Below are 18,573 nucleotides of genomic sequence, written 5' to 3'. Positions count from 1 at the left end.
CACATTTATGCACTTTCAGTATTCAATGTGTCATATTCATAGATTGGATCGGCTGTACCATTGACCACATCTTCGGTAATACGGCATGTCTTAAGAGCTTTCTCAGACGGTGCCTTATACATCGTGTCCATCATGACATTCTCCATAATTGCACGAAGTCCTCTTGCTCCTGTACGACGTTTCAGAGTCGTCTCCGCAATCGCTTCCAGTGCTCTGTCATCAAACTTCAAATCCACTCCATCCAGTTCCAGAAGCTTCTGATACTGCTTTACAATCGCATTCTTAGGCTCTGTAAGAATCCGGATCAATGCATCCTGATCTAACATTTCCAGAGATACCGTAACCGGCACACGACCAACCAGCTCCGGAATAATGCCAAACTTCACCAGATCCTGCGGAAGCACCTGCTTCAGCAGACGATCTACACTGTCCTCATGCTTCTCCGCAATTTCCTGGTTAAACCCAATGGACTTCTTATCGATACGAGTCTCTATAATCTTATCCAGTCCTTCAAATGCTCCACCACAGATAAAGAGGATATTTGTTGTATCAATCTGAATCAGCTCCTGATGTGGATGCTTTCTTCCACCCTGTGGTGGTACATTAGCAATCGTACCTTCCAGAATCTTCAGCAATGCCTGCTGTACACCCTCGCCCGATACATCACGGGTAATGGATGGATTCTCGGATTTTCTGGTAATCTTGTCGATTTCATCAATGTAGATAATGCCATACTCTGCACGCTCGATGTCTCCATCTGCTGCCTGAATAATCTTCAAAAGAATATTCTCTACATCTTCTCCGACATATCCCGCCTCTGTCAAAGCTGTTGCATCAGCAATGGCAAATGGCACATTCAATATCTTCGCCAGCGACTGTGCCAGAAGTGTCTTACCACATCCGGTCGGTCCCAGCATCAGAATATTACTCTTATTCAGTTCCACGCCCAGATCTTTCTGAGCCATAATACGTTTATAGTGATTATACACCGCTACAGAGAGAACCTTTTTTGCCTGTTCCTGACCAATCACATATTCATCAAGAAATGCTTTAATTTCTTCCGGTTTGTACAATGTAATATCATCGAAAGGACCTTTGCCTTCTTCATATTCCAGTTCTTCTTCCAGTATCTCCGTACAAACCTCTACACATTCATCACAGATGTACGATCCCGCCGGTCCTGCGATCAGCTTGCGGACCTGAGACTGTGGTTTGTTGCAAAATGAACATCTGATCTGATCATCAAGTCTTCCTGCCATGCTCTGTCACCTCTCATTTCAATATCATTCTAAAAACCACATAGACGCAGCCCGCCAAGCGCGCTGCGTCCATTGCATGAATGCTTATTTGCGGTTTTTGATTACTTCATCGATCAATCCGTACTCTTTGGCCTCCTCAGCGCTCATGAAATTATCGCGCTCAGTATCGATACGGATCACATCCAGAGGCTGTCCGGTATTCTCCGCCAGAATCTGATTCAATCTGGTACGAATCTTCAGAATATGCTCTGCAGCAATCTGAATCTCCGTTGCCTGTCCCTGCGCTCCGCCAGACGGCTGATGAATCATAATCTCAGAGTTCGGCATTGCATACCGTTTACCTTTGGTTCCTCCTGATAACAGGAACGATCCCATACTTGCTGCCATACCCATACAGTATGTAGCCACATCACATTTGATGTACTGCATAGTGTCATAGATTGCAAGTCCTGCTGTTACAGAACCTCCCGGACTGTTGATATACAGATGGATATCCTTATCCGGATCCTCTGCCTCCAGGAATAGAAGCTGTGCCACAATAATATTGGCAGCCACATCTGTTACTTCCTCGCCGAGGAAAATAATTCTATCTTTTAATAATCTTGAATAGATGTCATAAGAGCGTTCTCCACGACTTGTCTGTTCAATGACATAAGGTACTAAACTCATGTTACACGCCTCCTATACGTTGACCTGTTTATGCGATAATCGGATGAATTATTTCTCTACAGCATTCTCTACCAGGAATGTAACAGCATCCTGAACAGCGATATCTTCCATCATCTGCTTCTTCTCTTCTTCGCCCATAAGCTCTTTCAGCTTATCAGCTTCCATGTTGTAAGACTCTGCCATCTTCTTGATCTCTTCATCCAGTCTCTCTTCTGTTACTTCGATGTTCTCAGCCTTGGCAATTGCCTCCAGAACCAGACGAGTCTCGATACGCTTAACAGCCTGTGGGCGAGTCTCCTCCTGAATCTTCTCCAGAGTCATGCCTGTAATCTGACAGTACTGCTCGAAGCTGATTCCCTGATACTGCATATTCTGAGCAAACTCGTTAACCATCTGACGAACCTGCTCGTCGATCATTGCTTCCGGAATCTCCATTGTAGCGTTAGCTACAGCCTTCTCTACAGCCTGATCTTCCTTCTTCTGCTTGCCTTCGTTCTCTTTCTGCTCTTTGATCTTAGCCTTAACATCAGCTTTGTATTCATCTAATGTGTCGAATTCAGATACTTCTGCTGCGAATTCATCATCGATCTCCGGAATCTGTTTCTCTTTGATCTCGTGAATGGTGCATTTGAATACAGCATCTTTACCCTTCAATTCTTCTGCATGATACTCTTCCGGGAAAGTAACCTTAACTTCAACTTCTTTCTCAGCTTCAGCACCAACTAACTGCTCCTCGAATCCTGGGATAAATGATCCGGAACCGATGGTCAGTGGGTAGTTCTCACCCTTTCCGCCTTCGAATGCTTCTCCATCAACGAATCCTTCAAAATCAAGAATTACTTCGTCGCCATCCTGTACCGGACGTCCTTCAACGGTTACAGTTCTTGCATTCTTCTCAGCTTCTTCTTTGATCTTAGCTTCTACTTCTTTCTGTGTTACGCGGGTAGATGTCTTGTCAACTTCCATTCCCTTGTACTCACCAAGTGTAACTTCCGGCTTAACAGCTACTTCTGCTGTAAAGATAAAGTTCTCACCCTTTTTGATCTGAACGATGTCAACTGTCGGACGTGATACGATCTCAAGATCGCAGTTCTTCAGTTCTTCTTCGTATGCTGTTGGAATCAGTTCATTCGCTGCATCTTCATAGAAAATCTCTGGTCCGTACATCTTCTCTACCATCTGACGCGGTACTTTACCTTTACGGAATCCCGGAACGCTGATACTCTTCTTCTGTTTGTTGTATGCGCTCTGAAGTGCTTTCTCAAATTCACTGGCTGGAACTTCGATTGTAAGCTTTGCCATATTCTTCTCTAAATTTTCTACCTGTAAACTCATTGACATTTCCTCCTATTTCTATCTCATTCCCCGGTAGGTGAGGAACAAGCATCTTACATTACACTCATTGCACTAGTATAACACAAACCTCTGTGCTTGGCTAGTATAGATTTATGTATTTTATAATGTCTTTATAATTCGTAAATGATGGATGCTGCAAGCTCCTCTGCTTTCTCTCTGTCAAATAGGATTTCTGTAAGCTTTAATGCAAAATCGATTGCCGTTCCCATGCCCCGGCTGGTGATGATATTACCATCCTGTACCACTGGGAGCCTGCTAATCACTGCACCTGACAGTTTGTCTTCTACCGACGGATAACATGCCGCACGTTTTCCCTTTAGCAATCCCATACCTCCAAGAATGCTTGGTGCTGCACAGATTGCAGCTACATATTTGCCGGATGTCACGTAATCTTCTACCACTCTCTTTACACCCGGATGCTCATCCAGATTGGTCGTACCCGGCATACCGCCCGGAAGCACGATCATGTCAAACTCTACAAAATTCACTTCATCAAACAGATCTTCTGTCTGCACATTAATCCCATGTGAACCTCTGACTTTGTATTCATCTGTAATGGATACTGTGTCTACATACACACTTGCCCTGCGAAGTATATCCACAACGGTCAGAGCCTCTATCTCTTCAAATCCGTCTGCCAACAGAACTGCTACTTTCTTCATTGTCGCCCTCCACCTTTATAGTCTCATATTTCTTTATAAGTTTATCAAACTACTACTAAAAAAGCAAACGAAAGTGTATACTGAATAACAGCAATATCAAATGGATACATAAAAGGAGACACTTATGGAAATAGAACGCAAATATCTAATTCCGGAGATTCCGAATAACCTACATATTACTAAGACAAGAGAACTCGAACAAGGCTATCTCTGTACCTCCCCGGTTGTACGCATCCGAAAAGATAATAATCAGTACGAACTCACTTACAAATCTTCCGGTCTTATGGTTCGCCAAGAATACAATCTTCCGTTAACCAAGGAAGCATATGAACACCTTCGTGAAAAAGCAGATGGCAGACTGATTGTCAAGACACGCTACGAAATCCCTTTAGATGACCGCCACAAAATAGAACTGGATATCTTTCACGGGGATCTTGCACCATTAATTTTAGCAGAAGTAGAATTTGCAGACGAAGATGAGGCCAATCAGTTCACTCCTCCGGGATGGTTTGGTGAAGATGTGACATTTTCTTCCAGATATCACAACAGCAATCTGAGCAGACTATAATTATTTCTATATAACATTTTATCATCCAAAAGGACTGCCGCTAATTAGCGACAGTCCTTTTCCAGGAATCTATATCATTAAAGACAAGCAACATAACCTCTATTCATTTAACAGCACGCTTACACGGTACATTCCTGGAGTTGCAGCTGCTTTGAATGCCTCCTGCACATCATCAAGTTTATATTTCACTGGTTCAACAATTTTCGAAACATCCACTGCTCCAGAATTCAACATTTTTCCTGCAGTGAAAAAGTCAATTGTATCTGCGGCATATGTTCCAATCATTTCAAGTCTTCTATAATGGATTACATTAGAATCAATTTCCAATTCTGGTGCTGGATATCCTGCCGCAAAAAACAAAATTCTTCCGTCCATATCCTTTACCATTTCAAACGCTTGTTTATTGGCTGATGAAGCTCCAACTGCGATAATTACTGCGTCTGCTCCAATTCCATCTGTTAATTCCTTTACTTTTTCAATCGGATTTTCTTTTCCGGCATCAATAACTTCAAATCCCATCTCTTTTGCAGTATTGATCTTTTTCTCCATAATCTCTGAAACAATTACTCTTGCCCCTAATGCTCTCGCTGCTAATGCATTCACTAATCCCATTGTTCCAGCTCCGATCACAGCTACTGTTTCTAATGGTTTCACACGCAATTTTTTCATTCCTTTTACAACAGTAGCAAGAGGTTCCAAAAAAGCAGCTTCGCTTGGATCCAGCTTAGGGTTCATCTTGATCAGACTGCGCGTATTTCTTACAAAGTAGTCAGCAAAGCCAAAACCGCCCAGATATCCGTCCTCTGTTTTTGCCTTCATTGAGGCTGCATTACTGCAGTGAAGAACATCTCCTTTTCGACATGCGAGACATTCTCCACATCCGTCATAAGCAATTGCTACAAAATCTCCTACTTTATAATCTTTCACACCTTCACCGACTGCTTCTATAACTCCAGAACCTTCATGGCCACCTGCCATTGGATACCCCTGATGTTCCCGCAATCCAAGCCACTGACCATAATCTGTTGTACAAATATTACATGCCAACTGCTTCACCAGCACCTGATGTGTCCCGATTTCCGGAAGTTTTCGCTCCCGCACTTCTGCATGACCTTTTTCTGTCAAAACTGAAAAACGCATTTTCTCACGTCCCATATAAGTACCTTCTTTCCTGCTTTTACATAATATTTATCTTTCTAAGGAAGCCTGATAAATTTGAACACAGTCTTCTTTATTTAGCTTAATAAAGTGTCCTACACTTCCGAATTTCGTACAGTTCTCTGCCATCTCTTCGATTTTTTCTCCATCAATTCCGGCATCTGCAAAAGAAACTGGCAATCCTAATGACTTGAAAAACTCTTTTGTTTTTTGAATGCCACGCACTGCGGTTTCTTCCGGATGAAATACATCATTTTCAATTCCCCATACATCCACTGCATATTTCACAAATCTTGCTATGTTATTCTGATACACATATTCCATCCAATGCGGAATAATAATGGAAAGTGTTGCACCATGTGTCATATCATAATATGCACTTAGTTCATGACCCAACATATGACTTCCCCAGTCTTCTACACGTCCGACTCCTAATACACCATTATGTGCCATTGTACCAGCCCACATCACTTCTGCTCTGGCAGCATAATCTTCTGGTTTCTCCATTACTACTGGCAACTGCTTGATCACTGTTTTCATAAGTGCTTCGCATTGTCTGTCTGTTAATTCACAGTCTTCTTCATTCGTAAAATATCTTTCCATAATATGAGATAAGATATCAACTCCTCCTGCTGCTGTCTGATAAGCCGGAAGCGTATAAGTCAGTTCAGGATTCATAAGTGCAAAATCCGGTCGGAGACATTCATGTGACAGTGCTCGTTTCATATGTCCATTTTCAGAATTTGTAACTACCGTTGTATTACTTGCTTCGCTTCCGGTTGCTGGTATTGTAAGCACAACGCCTAAAGGCATCATCTTTTCTACTGGGGTCTTTTTCGTGAAAAAGTCCCATACATCTCCATCATAATATCTACCAATTCCGATAGCTTTTGCCGAATCAATCACACTTCCTCCACCTACAGCAAGAATAACATCGATTTTTTCCTTCTTGCAAAGACTGATTCCTTCACGTACAAGACCAATATCTGGATTGCTTTCACGCCGCCAAGTTCATATACTTCTAGATTTTCTCCTTTTAGTGCCTGAACAATCCTGTCATATAATCCATCCTTTTTAATATGACCGCCGCCATAATGCAACAATACTTTTGTTCCGTATTTTTTCACTTCTTTTCCCGCTTCTGCTTCAACCCCCTTGCCAAACACAAACGTGGTCGGGCAAGTAAATCTAAAATTCTTCATAATCTTTCCCCAACTTTCTTAAATTTTTCCGACTCCTCCAAATAATTCAATATAGTGGCAGAGCAATTCCTTGTATCCTTTTCCTGCTTCCAGACCAGCATCACACAAATTTGCTTTCATATTGGCAAATTCTCCTTTTGTACCATCCTGCTGCATCTGATCCCAATCAATGCCTAAATATTTCATCAGAGACTTTAATCCAGCATTACTTAAATCCGTAAACAAGTTAACCTTTTGAATACCACAGCATACTGCTTTCGCAAGATTATCATCACCTGTTCCAGAACCTCCATGAAGAACTAGCGGAATCTGTATTTTTTCACTTAGTTCTGACAATAAATCAAATTCCAAATGCGGTTTCCCTTTATATACTCCATGCGAAGTTCCTACTGCAACTGCCAGACAATCTATTCCAGTTTCTTTCACAAAAGAAACTGCTTCTTCTGGATTGGTCAGCCCCGCATTTCTTGTTTCTTCATATTCAAATCCCTGACCCACATGTCCCAATTCTGCTTCGACTGACACACCAACTGCATGTGCAATTTTTACAATCTCCGCAACTTCTCGTACATTCTCTTCGTAGGGAACCATAGAACGGTCTATCATCACTGAGCTAAACCCAAAACGAATCGCACTTACAATTTCTTCATACGGACCACCATGATCCAAATTCAATGCTGCATACACATTTGGATATTTTCTTTCATAAAACCTTGCAATCTCAGCCGTTTCTTCTAAAAAAGGCATTCCTGCACAATCAAGGATAATCGGTGCATGCATCTCTTCTGCTGCCTCAAAACATGCTTTCACAGTAATACTGCTAAACACATTTGGTGCTGCCACGCCATATTTTCTTTTTTTTGCATCATTTAATATTTCTGCCATTGATAATATCATTGTCTTTCTCCTTACCCTACGCACATTTTATTTCAATCTGCTAAAACAGCCCAATAAATGCACCTAAAATACATATCAACACGATCCCCAGTGAAATCCGTCCATATTTCTGGCTCTTATTTTTCAAAATATAATAAATGCCGAAGACTACTAACAAAGGAAGAATTCCAGGAGCTATGCTATCCAAAATGTCCTGCAGAATAATCTCAGTTCCTGCAATTTTAAACTTAAGGGCAGTTGTAAGTGTTACATATGAAGCACTTAATGCTCCCATCATGAACAGTCCCAGAATACTTGTTGCAGAAATCAGTTCCTTGATCCATCCTGCCTGCAAAATATTTTTTACAGATTCCTTTCCAATCTTGTATCCCAACGCCCACAGATTTTTTCCTATGAAAAACGTAATCAACATAAATGCAAATGGAATAATTGCTCCAAGTACATTTCCGGTAATTCCAAATGTCACTGCAATTCCATATATGATGGTTTTCAATGTGCCCCAGTCAATTGTATCTCCGATTCCTGCTAATGGACCCATTAATCCGGTCTTAATACCTGTAATTGCTCCATCTGTAATTTCACCCTCGCTAGCACGCTCTTCTTCCATAGACAATGTAATTCCATGAATCGGTGTACTCCATGTACCCTGAGAATTAAAAAAGTTCAAATGCCTGAGCAGTGCTCCGCTCAATTCCCCTTTGTCGGTATACAGCTTCTTCAAACAAGGAATCATACTATAACAAAACGCTACTCCCTGCTGTCTTTCGTAACAATTGGACACCTCAGCATCAAAATACCATCTGTAAAATGATTTATTGATATCTTTCTTTGTCAACAATACCTGCTCTTTACTATTCATCTTTTTTTCAACTGTATTCTCCATTTGAATCCCCTCCTTTACTTGGCCATCTGTTCTCTGCGCAGGAACGTGATCAATAATGCTATGCATGTTCCAAAGATTGCAGCTGCCATTGTGCTAATTCCCAAATACTGAACCGCAAAAAATCCAATAATAAAAAATGGAAGATAAATATTTTTGCCAATAATAAAAATCGTAATTGCAAATCCTAATGCAGGGAGTGTTGATCCAGTAACTGACAATCCGTGTGTAAGCCATTCCGGAATCACATCCAATAACTTCTCTACAACATCTGCTCCCAGATAAATAGCCGCAAATACAATCGGGAATCTCAATAAAAATCCCAGTGCAAGAGGATACGCAACCGCACAGCGTTCGATTCCTTTTACATTTCCCTGTTCTGCATAAGCATCTGCCTTATGCGCAAACACTGCCTGTAACGTTCTTCTAATCTGATCCTGAAATACGCCCAGCAGACCAAATGGAACGGCTAGTGTCACTGCTGCTGCAGGATCCATTCCGGTTAATAACGCAATTGGAATTGAAATACATCCTGCCAGACATTCATCTGCTGGAATATTTGCTCCAGCTGCTACCATTCCAAGATATACCATTTCTACATTTGCTCCTATTTTCATCGCTGTACCGACATCTCCTGCAATAATTCCAAAAGGAAGTGCCATCACAATCGGTTGACAGATAACCGCATGAAATGTATATCCCATTTTACTTTGTCCGATCCACCACCAAATTCCTGCTGCTAATGCTAATGCAAATACCATAATCTTATCCTCCTATCCCTCAAACGTTCTTTTAATCTTATCGAAATCCATTCTTGGTTCTTCCGGTATGATATGAATATAAATTTCAGTTCCTTTTTGATGCATTTCATCTAACAGATCCATATCCACCTGATTCAATGAAACCGCACGCAATATCGTCACTCGCCCTGGTTCGCTTGGTATGCCCCCAATCTGCAAGCTAGAAATCGGAACGCCCTTCTGTGCTGTCCGCATACATGATTCAACATCTTTAAACAACAACATCACCGTTCCCGTTCCAAATTCATCTTTTTCCCATTCCTCTGCTGCCTTATCAACTGATATAATCTCAACAGACACATTTTTTGGTGCGGCAGCCGCATAGATCATGACCATAAAATCATCTTTTGATAATTCGTCATCAATGATAATAATCCGATTCGCTTTCGCAATCTTCACCCATTTTGTGATAACCTGCCCATGAATCAAACGACTATCCAGGCGTACTAATGAAATTTTTGCCATACTAATCCTCTCCTATCTTTTTAAATTTAATATTTTTTCTTTTACTGCTATTTCTATCTTGTCAACAAGTTCTCCACCGTAATACGTATTTCTCAGATTATCCGCACATATCAGCATTTCCATATTCAAACCACATACTGCATAGACCGTTCCATACTTCTTTGCATAGACACCGGCTATATTCGACGGTGTTCCCCCTGCCAGATCAGTCAATAGCAAAACATTTTCTGCATTTTCTATCGCTGCATCTATGCGCTGCATATAATTAGAAATGGAATCCTCCGGCATCAGGCTCAGTGTTTCACAGCATTCTATTTTTCCTACAACCATCTGAGCAGATTGTAATAATTCTTCTCCCCAGCCTCCATGTGTTAACAGTATTATTTTTGTTTTCATACAATTTTCCTCTTTGCTGTTATATAAGATCTCTGATATACACTGCTTCATTATCTGGAACCATCTGTATATAAAGAACTGTCCCATCCTCCGTCAAACTTTTTATAATTTCTTCTTCATGCCCAGACACATATATATTTTCATATAATTTCTTTTTGCCAGGAGCAAATGGAAGCCTGCAGATATTTACTGTTTTGATTTCAGTTCCCTTCTCATATATTCTCCACAATGTATCCAATGTTCTTAACAGTACAAGTACATTTGCATCCGCTATCATAACAGCTTCAGCACCTTCATCTGCACTATAAAAAAACACTTCTACAGACTCAGGAACCGTCATTGTTAGTACACCTTGTAAAATAGGATCCGTTGCCACCTGATCATCAATGATATATAATTTACTGCATGACGCATGTTCGAGCCATTTAAAAAGAATCTGTCCATGAACCAAACGTTCATCAACCCGAAAAAATATTTCATTCATCAATTAATCACCTCTTCATCAGCTGATCAGTTCTTTCATATTTACGATTCCATTTTTTCCTCCTTCCATTGCTACTTCCGGAAGACTGTTTAGTGAAGTTTCTGTTCTATTCTCCAATACATTAATCAACATTGGTAGATTCAGTCCTGTCACGCATTGAATATTTTCTTCCCTCAAGCAGGATGCAGTCACATTGCAGGGACTTCCGCCAAGCAGATCGACAAGAACGATCACACCGTCACCATCATCTAATTCTTTAGATTTCTCTCTTACCTTGCGCAATAGTTCCCGCACATCATCGCCATGATTTAATGTCAGTGCTTCCAGCTTATCGTGATGACCGAAAATCAACTCCATACTTTTAATAATGGACTCGCTGAAATCTCCGTGAGTCACAACTAACACACCAATCATTACCCATCACCTCATTTCTTTTTTCTTTTACTTATTTATAGAGCAAATTGCGTGCCAGCTTTGTGTGTTGTTTTTCTGCATAAAGTGTGTTTAGACAAAAAAGTATCGATCTATAACGCATAACCTGCGTCATAAACCGATACTTTCATCTTATATATTTTCCATCATTTCTATCAAATACACAATTTCTGAATCCGGAATATCAATATGCAACATATGTTCAATATCTCCCAAACTCTGCTTGATTCTATTAAACAGTGTCTCATACTTCTTTTTTATCTCTTCCGTCTGTTTATGCTGTATAATTTCTCCCTGCATAATACGTTCCAGCATACATGCCGTATGAATTACATAACGAAATTTAATATCCTTTCTGTTTTTCTCCTGAGTCGTCAGTTCCTCAAACGATTTCAGTAGCAATGGAATAATCTTTGCCGGATTAAGAAAAGCCAGTATCCCCGAAAGCGTCTCAGCTAATATTTCTGTCTTTACATCGCTCTCCTGTTCATTCGAAATATTCAAATCCGATGCATTCGATAAGATATGTTCCAGCCGGCGCATTCCCTCTCCCGCAATCAATTCATCGACAGAAATATATGGTACACCGTCCAATTTCAAATCTACTGTTCCAACTACAGCATCAATCCTTTTCCGCCGCAATCCCTCTTTCCCATTCTGCACGTCTGCGGCCTGCCTGAAATCCATACACTGTATATGCACCATATCTTTCAATGCTCCTGGGAGCATTTCCATGATAATATCTTTGATTTTTACAGCTGTTCCCTGTCCGGTAAAACATGTCGTTATAATCCTGCGCTGAATACACCCCATATTCTTCTTCTCATCTTGATTCTTTATCAAGAACTGAAATGCCTGTTTCAAATCTGCATAGATTTCATCCAAGGACATATCTTGCATCAATGACTTTCTTAATGCTTCCAGCACAATCGCGGTCGAAGCAAGTGTTATGGTTCTCACTTTAATTCCGGTTTTCTGTTCAATCAATTCTCCCATCATGGTCAGTGAACCCATATCAGTTAGCAGCAGGACTCCCTTGCCCTCATCGATTTCCTTCACCATTGCAACAGCTTTTTCAAACATAATTTCAGCAGACATATCCAACGGCATATCAAGTGCTTTACAATGATCCGTATTCATCAGCTGATTAACAACTTCTGACATACTGCTCGCAGTTGAATTACCATGAGCCATAACCAATATGCCTGTATACTGTTTTATCTGTTCATTCGAAACACATAAAAACATTGTCAGGTATACCAATTCCCGTTCTGGTATCTGAACATCGAGTTCCTCTTCCAGTAGCCTTTTAATTGTCTTTGCTACTCGAAATTCTTTCGGATGATTTAATGCAATATCACTGCCAACCTCTTCCCTTATCGGAACTCCGTTTTCAATCCGTTCGAGCATGGCATTTACGTGCATTGTCATTCCAATCTTAGCCTGTTCAGATAATTTTCTTTCCAACCGCACTTCTGCAAATTGAATCACTTCTTCAACTGCATAATACACATTGGCATTTATAATTTTCAACAGATTCTTTCTGCCATCCTCCTGATCTGTCACATGATATTTTTCCATCAGCTGTTCCATATATTGGTCCAGATCTTCCTGTAATATCCCTGTAATCTGCCCCTTTGTTCTTCCCTGTTGTTTAAAAGTCTGATATTTCTCCGAAATAATATCATATAGCGACTGTTTTTGATTGCCGATTGTTTCTTCACCTTCAAAAAAATGATAATCATCCGAATATCTCAAAAATTCAATCAGATCATTCTTTTGATTTTGATGTTCTAAACGGCCTTTTTGGATATACTCAGGCAGTACCGGCAATTCCACCGTAACATACTGCAGTTTATCTACCTTATACTGTAAAAAGGCTCTTGCACAGACCAGCTGTATATCTGCTTTCAGCTGTCCGATATTGCCTGGACAATAATATAACAGAAGTGCTATGAGTGCCTCTTTATAAACTCTGATCGGCACTCCCACCTTTTTTTGTTCATTTACAAAGAACATCTCTATCAGCTGCAGACGTTCCACTATAGGGCGTTCATTCAATGCTGGCAAATGGATTACAACAGGCATACGCCGCAAAAATGTCTTTAAAAGAACTGTATTAATATTTTCTGTCGTAGCACCGATAATCAGTACATCTGCCTCTCTGAATTTATCTGTTTCACCCAGACGCCGATAAATTCCTTTGTCCATCAATAAAAATAGCATCTCCTGACCTTCCGGAGGCAGGCGGTGAATTTCATCCAACAGCAAAATTCCTCCATCCGCCTGCTCAACAAGTCCAATTTTATCCTTTTCTGCACCAGTATAGGCTCCTTTTTTACATCCAAACAACTGTGACAGGATCAGCTGAGGATTTTGTGCATATTCTGCACAATTAAAAACAATCAGTTTTTCCTTTTCACGAATTATCCCCGATTGTGCCGCATACTCATACATCTTTTCTGCAAATGTTGTTTTTCCCGTCCCAGTCGGTCCAGCCAAAAGTGTATGTAAGCCTCTTGGTGGATACAAAATTGCTGATTTCCCCTGTTCGATTTGAGATTTCAGCGATCCGTTCCTGCCTATCAGATTGCTAAATGCGGTTTTACCGTCTTCTTCCTCTGCTTTTTTTACTAACTCTTCACAGACTGATGCTTCCATAAACAGTACCGGTCTACTTTCTGATTTTACTACAAGACCTTCCCGCACCAATTCATTCAAATCTCTGCTCACGTTACTTCGTTCTAATCCTAACGCCTCTGCAATCGTACCAGAATCTATTCCGGTTTTCGTTTCCTGTTCATCTACCATTTGTCGAACACATTGCAATATTTTTTCTTTTCTATTCAAGTCTTTAGCCCTCTCTTCTAGTAAATCAATGCACCAACCAGGCGTTTTCATCTATAGTTTAAAAGAATTCTATCATTTTCTCTACTAGGAGTCCAGTATACAGAGCTATCTTATTCCGATATCATTCCATCTGCCAGCATTTGTTCTAGTTAAATGTAATAATTCCTTTTATGTATTCTTTTGGATTTGTTGTAAGCAGTTGGAAGCCTTCATTAATCTCTGTGACTGGAATTCTGTGTGTAATCAGTTTATCTGTTGGGAAAATATCTTTTACATACGCATCCACTGCCTTTTTTAGCACATCCATATAGTTTTCGCAGTACCAAGGATGAACTACATGAATAATCGGTGAACGATACATCATATTATAAGCCATTTCCTCTGTAAATATTTCATTTTTCGTATACATAGACGGTGCAAGGATCTTTCCTCTTCCTGCAATTTTAATAATCTGCAATGCTGATGCCAGGCCTTTTAAGCTTCCTGTTATTTCAATAACTACATCAAATCCTTTTCCCTTTGTAATGTTCATCATGCTCGACTGTAAATCTTCCTGCAAAGGGCATATAGTTTCAGAAGCTCCGTATTTTTCTGCCAGTTTCAGACGATCTGAATCAAAATCAATTGCTGTTAGACTTCCCAATCTATCATTTTTCAATCCAGCTATTGCCAATAGTCCCATAAATCCACATCCAATCACAGCTACATGATCACCAAAACGTGGATTCGCTGCCTGAACAATATTTGCAACACACATCATTGGTTCTCCAAGACAGGCATCAATAGGTTTCTCCGTATCTGGAATTTTAACAAGACGTTTATTTTCATTCAGCATCATATGACTTGTAAAGCATTCAGAAGATACTCCTGTCACATAATCTCCCGGCTTAAATTTCGTAACACTTCTCCCTATTTCCTGTACTACAGCTACGGGCTCATGTCCCAGTCCCATTGGATATTGAATATTTTTCACCATGGCTTCAAAACCCAGTGGACTTTTGCCCATTGCACTTGTTCCCAGATATGCAGGAACATCTGAATGACATAAACCTACACTTATCATTTTCAATAATACTTCATCTTCTTTTAGTTCCGGCATCTGCTCTTCAAATAATTCAAAATGACCAGCCTTCGTAAGTTTTGCTTTTATCCGTTTCATTTTTTGCTTTTCCTTTCTATTGCTTTCTCTGCTTTTTTCACAATATCTTCTGCGGTCAGATGGAATCTCTTCTTTAAATACTCCATATCTCCAACCTCTCCAAATTCATCTTCTATGCCAATCCGTTCTACCGGCACCGGCAGGTTTTCTGCAAGCACCTCGCATACCGCACTTCCAAGACCGTTATACATAGAATGGTTTTCTGCTGTAACAACTGCACCTGTTTCTTCTGCACATTTCAGGACAAGTTCCTTATCTAATGGCTTAATAGTAAACATATCTACCACTCTGGCAGAAATACCTTTTTCTGCTAAAACATCTGCTGCCTTCAAGGACTCTGCCGTCATAATTCCACTCGCTATAATTGTCACATCTGTACCTTCTCTGAGTTCTTTCCCTTTTCCAATCTCAAACTCTTCCTGACTGTCATACAACCTGACAACTGCTTTTCTGGCACATCTTATATAATACATTCCTTTTAAATCCACCAACTGATAAAGCAGTTTTTCTAACATCACTTCATCCGTTGGCTCTATAATTGTCAGTTCTGGAAAAGCCCGCAATGCGGCTACATCTTCAAATGGCATATGTGTTCCTCCGTTGTAAGCCGCCATAATTCCCGGATCTGAGCCAACTAGTTTTACGTTCGCATGAGAATAGCATCCAGAAATAAAAATCTGATCATTTGCTCTTCTAGATATAAACGGTGCAAACGAATGTACAAACGGGATTTTCCCTGCTGCAGACATACCGCATGCTACGCCAACCATATTTGCTTCCTGAATTCCGCAATTAACAAGTTGTCCCGGATATTGATCAATTTCATCCATTTTACTACCCATAATACAACCACCGAGATCTGCTTCTAATTCAACTACATTCTTATTTTCCCGCATTATTTTTGTAATCGTATCTGAATATACTCCGGCCATTTTTCTTTCAGATACTGTATATGTTTTTTCCATTTTCTATAATCCTCCTATCGTTTCAATTTATTGACTGCATCTTCCGCCTGCTCTGCTGACACGTTAATATGATGATTTTTTAATATATTCTCCGCAAAGGAACATCCTTTTCCCTTTATTGTGTTCATCACAATCACATGAGGTCTTTCATCATTATTTCTCGCAGTTGTAATTGCAGTATTTAATTCATTAATGTTATGTCCATCTACTTCCTGAACATCCCAATGAAAACTACGGAATTTTTCAGCAAAGCTATCCATGTTGCATATTTTAGACGTCATATTGTCCAACTGCTGCTTGTTGTCATCAACAAACAGAATCAGATTACCAAGTTTTTGCTGTGCAGCAAACATAACAGCTTCCCAGTTCTGCCCTTCCTGACTTTCTCCATCACCAATAATACAGAAAATTGTATTTTCTTTTTGTTCAATCTTCTTAGCGAACGCGATTCCGGCAGCCACCGATAGTCCCTGTCCCAGTGAACCGGTTGTCACATCAATTCCCGGTGTCTTTGAATGATCGCAGTGGCTCGGCAATCTTGTTCCCGGCTGATTTAGGGTATCTAGCCAATCCATTGGGAAAAAGCCTTTCAATGCCAACGCTGCATACACTGCCGGGCCCGCATGACCTTTCGAGCAGATCAACCAATCCCGCTCTTCCCATTCTGGATTATCTGCATCATATTTCATCTGTTCTCCGTACAACACACTAAGAAGATCACATATACTCATCGCACCTCCCATATGTCCGAAACCTCTTGTTTTCATCTGACGGATTGTCTGGATCCGTATATCCGTGGCAAATTTTTCTAATTCTTCTACTCTTTTCTCTGTTAACATTTTCCACACTCCTTTGTTTTATTTTTTATTATTTTATAAAGCAAAAAACATGCCATTTTAGTGTGTTCTTTTCAAAATTTAACACACAAATTTGGCACGTTTTTTGCTATTATAAATTATAGGAGGTGATATTCATTATGGAACAAGGTTTTATTTTTTCCCAAAAGCAACAACTGATATTCAGTCAAAAACAGATTCAGTCTTTAAAACTGCTTGCCATGGACAACTATGAATTAAGTACTTTTTTACAGGAAGAATATAATGAAAACCCTTTATTGGATGTAAAAAGCTCAGATTCTGCAGTTAGTCGCCCCTTTTCAAAGGCATCAGCAACATCGGATGAGGCATTCCAGCCAGAGATACGCGCTCTTAATAATAATTACCTCGTTGATTTTATCATGAACCAGATCCATTATTCCGAGTTCAGCACATTAGAATTAAAAATCATGAAGTTGATGATCCTTTTAATGGATGACAAGGGATTCTTTCCATATACACCAGAGGATCTGATGGAGTTGTATCACATTCCTGCTGAATCCTCTGCAAAATGTCTTGGCATTTTACAAACCTTGGAACCTTCTGGAATATTCCAGCCGGATATTGCCCATTACCTCCTGTATCAGCTTCACATCAACGGCATTGAAAATCAATCTTATACCCGCTTGATTTTAAATCATCTCGATGATATTGCATCCGGAAATCTGAGAACTATTGCAGATGACCTCGCCATCTCTGTTCCTGAAGTCCGGCAGATGATTCGGCTGGTCAAACTTTTACCGCCTCCCCCGCTAACAGGCATTGGAGACTCCACAAACGAATATATCATTCCTGATATAATTGTTGAAAAATCTGAAAACAACTGGAATATCTCTCTGAATGATAACTGGATAGAAAATTATAGTTTAAATGATTACTATATCCACATGATGCAGATATCTACAGACGTGCTTTTAAAAGATTACTTTGAGAAAAAATACAAACGGGTACATTTTATTTTCCAACAGATTGAACAGCGACGGAACACAATTCTTGCGATTTCAAATTCCGTTGTACAACGTCAGGAAGCTTTTTTCAACGGAACTGCACCCTTACATCCCATGACAATGTCTGATGTTGCAGACGAATTAAATCTTTCTGTCTCAACCATTAGCCGCGGCATAAAAAATAAATACATCCAATATCCAAATGGTATCGTTCCTCTCAAATCATTGTTCTCTACAGGATTATCACAGACAGGCAATGAAGAAATCAGTTGTTCACAGGTTACTCTTCTATTACATCAACTGATTCAATATGAAAATAAAGCGAAACCATTTAGCGATCAGGCTCTTACTAACGCCCTCATTCAAAAAGGTATACATATATCTAGAAGAACCGTAACTAAGTATCGGACATTAGCAAACATCCCTAATGCTTCCGAAAGAAAAGGGGAAATCGGCTAATGCCGATTTCTTCCCATTTTAAAGAAGAATAGAGATACCCCGTGGAAATGTGTGCTTCTTAGCATCGGCATATTCCACGGGGTATCTCTA

At 40.1% G+C, this 18,573-nt stretch carries 19 protein-coding genes and 1 pseudogene; 2 read left to right on the top strand and 18 right to left on the bottom strand.

The window, feature by feature from the left end:
• Positions 1–5: 5 nt before the first annotated feature.
• From clpX to DXA18_RS13660, 4 genes are all read right to left on the bottom strand, one after another.
• Positions 6–1,259: an ATP-dependent Clp protease ATP-binding subunit ClpX gene (gene clpX, locus DXA18_RS13675; protein WP_118384364.1), complete on the bottom strand. Its 1,254-nt coding sequence runs from the start codon at positions 1,257–1,259 to the stop codon at positions 6–8.
• Positions 1,260–1,343: 84 nt separating this feature from the next.
• Positions 1,344–1,928, bottom strand: a complete 585-nt coding sequence (gene clpP / locus DXA18_RS13670) for an ATP-dependent Clp endopeptidase proteolytic subunit ClpP (protein ID WP_118384363.1) — start codon at positions 1,926–1,928, stop codon at positions 1,344–1,346.
• Positions 1,929–1,976: 48 nt separating this feature from the next.
• The gene (gene tig / locus DXA18_RS13665) at positions 1,977–3,263 is read right to left on the bottom strand and encodes a trigger factor (protein ID WP_118384362.1); all 1,287 of its coding nucleotides are present in this window, start codon (positions 3,261–3,263) and stop codon (positions 1,977–1,979) included.
• 131 nt (positions 3,264–3,394) lie between these two features.
• Positions 3,395–3,946, bottom strand: coding sequence for a DJ-1 family glyoxalase III (locus DXA18_RS13660; RefSeq protein ID WP_118384361.1), 552 nt, complete (start codon positions 3,944–3,946; stop codon positions 3,395–3,397).
• Positions 3,947–4,070: 124 nt separating this feature from the next.
• Between DXA18_RS13660 and DXA18_RS13655 the strand changes: the two genes are divergently transcribed.
• Positions 4,071–4,514 (top strand): CYTH domain-containing protein, encoded by a 444-nt coding sequence (locus DXA18_RS13655; RefSeq protein ID WP_118384360.1) that lies wholly within the window; start codon positions 4,071–4,073, stop codon positions 4,512–4,514.
• Between the two features lie 99 nt (positions 4,515–4,613).
• On the opposite strand, the gene DXA18_RS13650 is transcribed toward DXA18_RS13655, so the two are convergent.
• From DXA18_RS13650 to DXA18_RS13590, 14 genes and pseudogenes are all read right to left on the bottom strand, one after another.
• Positions 4,614–5,669 (bottom strand): zinc-dependent alcohol dehydrogenase, encoded by a 1,056-nt coding sequence (locus DXA18_RS13650; RefSeq protein ID WP_118384359.1) that lies wholly within the window; start codon positions 5,667–5,669, stop codon positions 4,614–4,616.
• A 33-nt stretch (positions 5,670–5,702) separates the two neighbouring features.
• A complete protein-coding gene (locus DXA18_RS17690; RefSeq protein WP_442873212.1) occupies positions 5,703–6,275 on the bottom strand; it encodes a hypothetical protein in 573 nt (190 codons plus the stop codon).
• Between the two features lie 126 nt (positions 6,276–6,401).
• A pseudogene (locus DXA18_RS17685) lies at positions 6,402–6,874 on the bottom strand (iron-containing alcohol dehydrogenase); the annotation flags it as partial.
• A gap of 18 nt (positions 6,875–6,892) precedes the next feature.
• The gene (locus tag DXA18_RS13640; RefSeq protein ID WP_118384358.1) at positions 6,893–7,771 is read right to left on the bottom strand and encodes a class II fructose-bisphosphate aldolase; all 879 of its coding nucleotides are present in this window, start codon (positions 7,769–7,771) and stop codon (positions 6,893–6,895) included.
• A 40-nt stretch (positions 7,772–7,811) separates the two neighbouring features.
• Positions 7,812–8,654, bottom strand: coding sequence for a PTS system mannose/fructose/sorbose family transporter subunit IID (locus DXA18_RS13635; RefSeq protein WP_118384357.1), 843 nt, complete (start codon positions 8,652–8,654; stop codon positions 7,812–7,814).
• Between the two features lie 14 nt (positions 8,655–8,668).
• Positions 8,669–9,412, bottom strand: a complete 744-nt coding sequence (locus DXA18_RS13630; protein ID WP_118384356.1) for a PTS mannose/fructose/sorbose/N-acetylgalactosamine transporter subunit IIC — start codon at positions 9,410–9,412, stop codon at positions 8,669–8,671.
• A 12-nt stretch (positions 9,413–9,424) separates the two neighbouring features.
• The gene (locus DXA18_RS13625; protein ID WP_118384355.1) at positions 9,425–9,916 is read right to left on the bottom strand and encodes a PTS system mannose/fructose/N-acetylgalactosamine-transporter subunit IIB; all 492 of its coding nucleotides are present in this window, start codon (positions 9,914–9,916) and stop codon (positions 9,425–9,427) included.
• A gap of 12 nt (positions 9,917–9,928) precedes the next feature.
• Positions 9,929–10,312: a PTS sugar transporter subunit IIA gene (locus DXA18_RS13620; RefSeq protein WP_158567147.1), complete on the bottom strand. Its 384-nt coding sequence runs from the start codon at positions 10,310–10,312 to the stop codon at positions 9,929–9,931.
• Between the two features lie 19 nt (positions 10,313–10,331).
• A complete protein-coding gene (locus tag DXA18_RS13615) occupies positions 10,332–10,796 on the bottom strand; it encodes a PTS sugar transporter subunit IIB (protein ID WP_118384353.1) in 465 nt (154 codons plus the stop codon).
• Between the two features lie 18 nt (positions 10,797–10,814).
• The gene (locus DXA18_RS13610; protein ID WP_118384352.1) at positions 10,815–11,210 is read right to left on the bottom strand and encodes a PTS sugar transporter subunit IIA; all 396 of its coding nucleotides are present in this window, start codon (positions 11,208–11,210) and stop codon (positions 10,815–10,817) included.
• Between the two features lie 150 nt (positions 11,211–11,360).
• Entirely contained in the window at positions 11,361–14,078 is a 2,718-nt protein-coding gene (locus DXA18_RS13605) for a sigma 54-interacting transcriptional regulator (protein ID WP_158567146.1), read from the bottom strand.
• A 145-nt stretch (positions 14,079–14,223) separates the two neighbouring features.
• A complete protein-coding gene (locus DXA18_RS13600; RefSeq protein ID WP_118384350.1) occupies positions 14,224–15,237 on the bottom strand; it encodes a zinc-dependent alcohol dehydrogenase in 1,014 nt (337 codons plus the stop codon).
• Entirely contained in the window at positions 15,234–16,202 is a 969-nt protein-coding gene (locus tag DXA18_RS13595; protein ID WP_118384349.1) for a transketolase family protein, read from the bottom strand. The genes DXA18_RS13600 and DXA18_RS13595 overlap by 4 nt, the downstream gene beginning before the upstream one ends.
• Positions 16,203–16,216: 14 nt before the next feature.
• Entirely contained in the window at positions 16,217–17,041 is an 825-nt protein-coding gene (locus DXA18_RS13590; protein WP_118384348.1) for a transketolase, read from the bottom strand.
• A 137-nt stretch (positions 17,042–17,178) separates the two neighbouring features.
• On the opposite strand from DXA18_RS13590, the gene rpoN reads away from it, so the two are divergent.
• Complete coding sequence (rpoN, locus tag DXA18_RS13585) at positions 17,179–18,483, top strand: RNA polymerase factor sigma-54 (RefSeq protein ID WP_118384347.1); 1,305 nt, start codon at positions 17,179–17,181, stop codon at positions 18,481–18,483.
• Positions 18,484–18,573: the final 90 nt, after the last annotated feature.

It is taken from the genome of Dorea sp. AM58-8, from assembly GCF_003464045.1.
GTDB classification, from domain to species: Bacteria; Bacillota; Clostridia; order Lachnospirales; family Lachnospiraceae; genus Claveliimonas; species Claveliimonas ammoniilytica.
This window is presented reverse-complemented; position numbering and strand designations above follow the sequence as displayed.

What these genes read in the sequence shown, in the direction of transcription:
- rpoN (WP_118384347.1), top strand. Translation starts at nt 17,179, where the DNA reads ATGGAACAAGGTTTTATTTTTTCCCAAAAGCAACAACTGATATTCAGT.
- DXA18_RS13615 (WP_118384353.1), bottom strand. Translation starts at nt 10,796, where the DNA reads ATGAATGAAATATTTTTTCGGGTTGATGAACGTTTGGTTCATGGACAG.
- DXA18_RS13630 (WP_118384356.1), bottom strand. Translation starts at nt 9,412, where the DNA reads ATGGTATTTGCATTAGCATTAGCAGCAGGAATTTGGTGGTGGATCGGA.
- clpP (WP_118384363.1), bottom strand. Translation starts at nt 1,928, where the DNA reads ATGAGTTTAGTACCTTATGTCATTGAACAGACAAGTCGTGGAGAACGC.
- DXA18_RS17690 (WP_442873212.1), bottom strand. Translation starts at nt 6,275, where the DNA reads ATGGAAAGATATTTTACGAATGAAGAAGACTGTGAATTAACAGACAGA.
- DXA18_RS13640 (WP_118384358.1), bottom strand. Translation starts at nt 7,771, where the DNA reads ATGATATTATCAATGGCAGAAATATTAAATGATGCAAAAAAAAGAAAA.
- tig (WP_118384362.1), bottom strand. Translation starts at nt 3,263, where the DNA reads ATGAGTTTACAGGTAGAAAATTTAGAGAAGAATATGGCAAAGCTTACA.
- DXA18_RS13600 (WP_118384350.1), bottom strand. Translation starts at nt 15,237, where the DNA reads ATGAAACGGATAAAAGCAAAACTTACGAAGGCTGGTCATTTTGAATTA.
- DXA18_RS13650 (WP_118384359.1), bottom strand. Translation starts at nt 5,669, where the DNA reads ATGGGACGTGAGAAAATGCGTTTTTCAGTTTTGACAGAAAAAGGTCAT.
- DXA18_RS13635 (WP_118384357.1), bottom strand. Translation starts at nt 8,654, where the DNA reads ATGGAGAATACAGTTGAAAAAAAGATGAATAGTAAAGAGCAGGTATTG.
- DXA18_RS13660 (WP_118384361.1), bottom strand. Translation starts at nt 3,946, where the DNA reads ATGAAGAAAGTAGCAGTTCTGTTGGCAGACGGATTTGAAGAGATAGAG.
- DXA18_RS13655 (WP_118384360.1), top strand. Translation starts at nt 4,071, where the DNA reads ATGGAAATAGAACGCAAATATCTAATTCCGGAGATTCCGAATAACCTA.
- DXA18_RS13620 (WP_158567147.1), bottom strand. Translation starts at nt 10,312, where the DNA reads ATGAAAACAAAAATAATACTGTTAACACATGGAGGCTGGGGAGAAGAA.
- DXA18_RS13625 (WP_118384355.1), bottom strand. Translation starts at nt 9,916, where the DNA reads ATGGCAAAAATTTCATTAGTACGCCTGGATAGTCGTTTGATTCATGGG.
- DXA18_RS13595 (WP_118384349.1), bottom strand. Translation starts at nt 16,202, where the DNA reads ATGGAAAAAACATATACAGTATCTGAAAGAAAAATGGCCGGAGTATAT.
- DXA18_RS13610 (WP_118384352.1), bottom strand. Translation starts at nt 11,210, where the DNA reads ATGATTGGTGTGTTAGTTGTGACTCACGGAGATTTCAGCGAGTCCATT.
- clpX (WP_118384364.1), bottom strand. Translation starts at nt 1,259, where the DNA reads ATGGCAGGAAGACTTGATGATCAGATCAGATGTTCATTTTGCAACAAA.
- DXA18_RS13590 (WP_118384348.1), bottom strand. Translation starts at nt 17,041, where the DNA reads ATGTTAACAGAGAAAAGAGTAGAAGAATTAGAAAAATTTGCCACGGAT.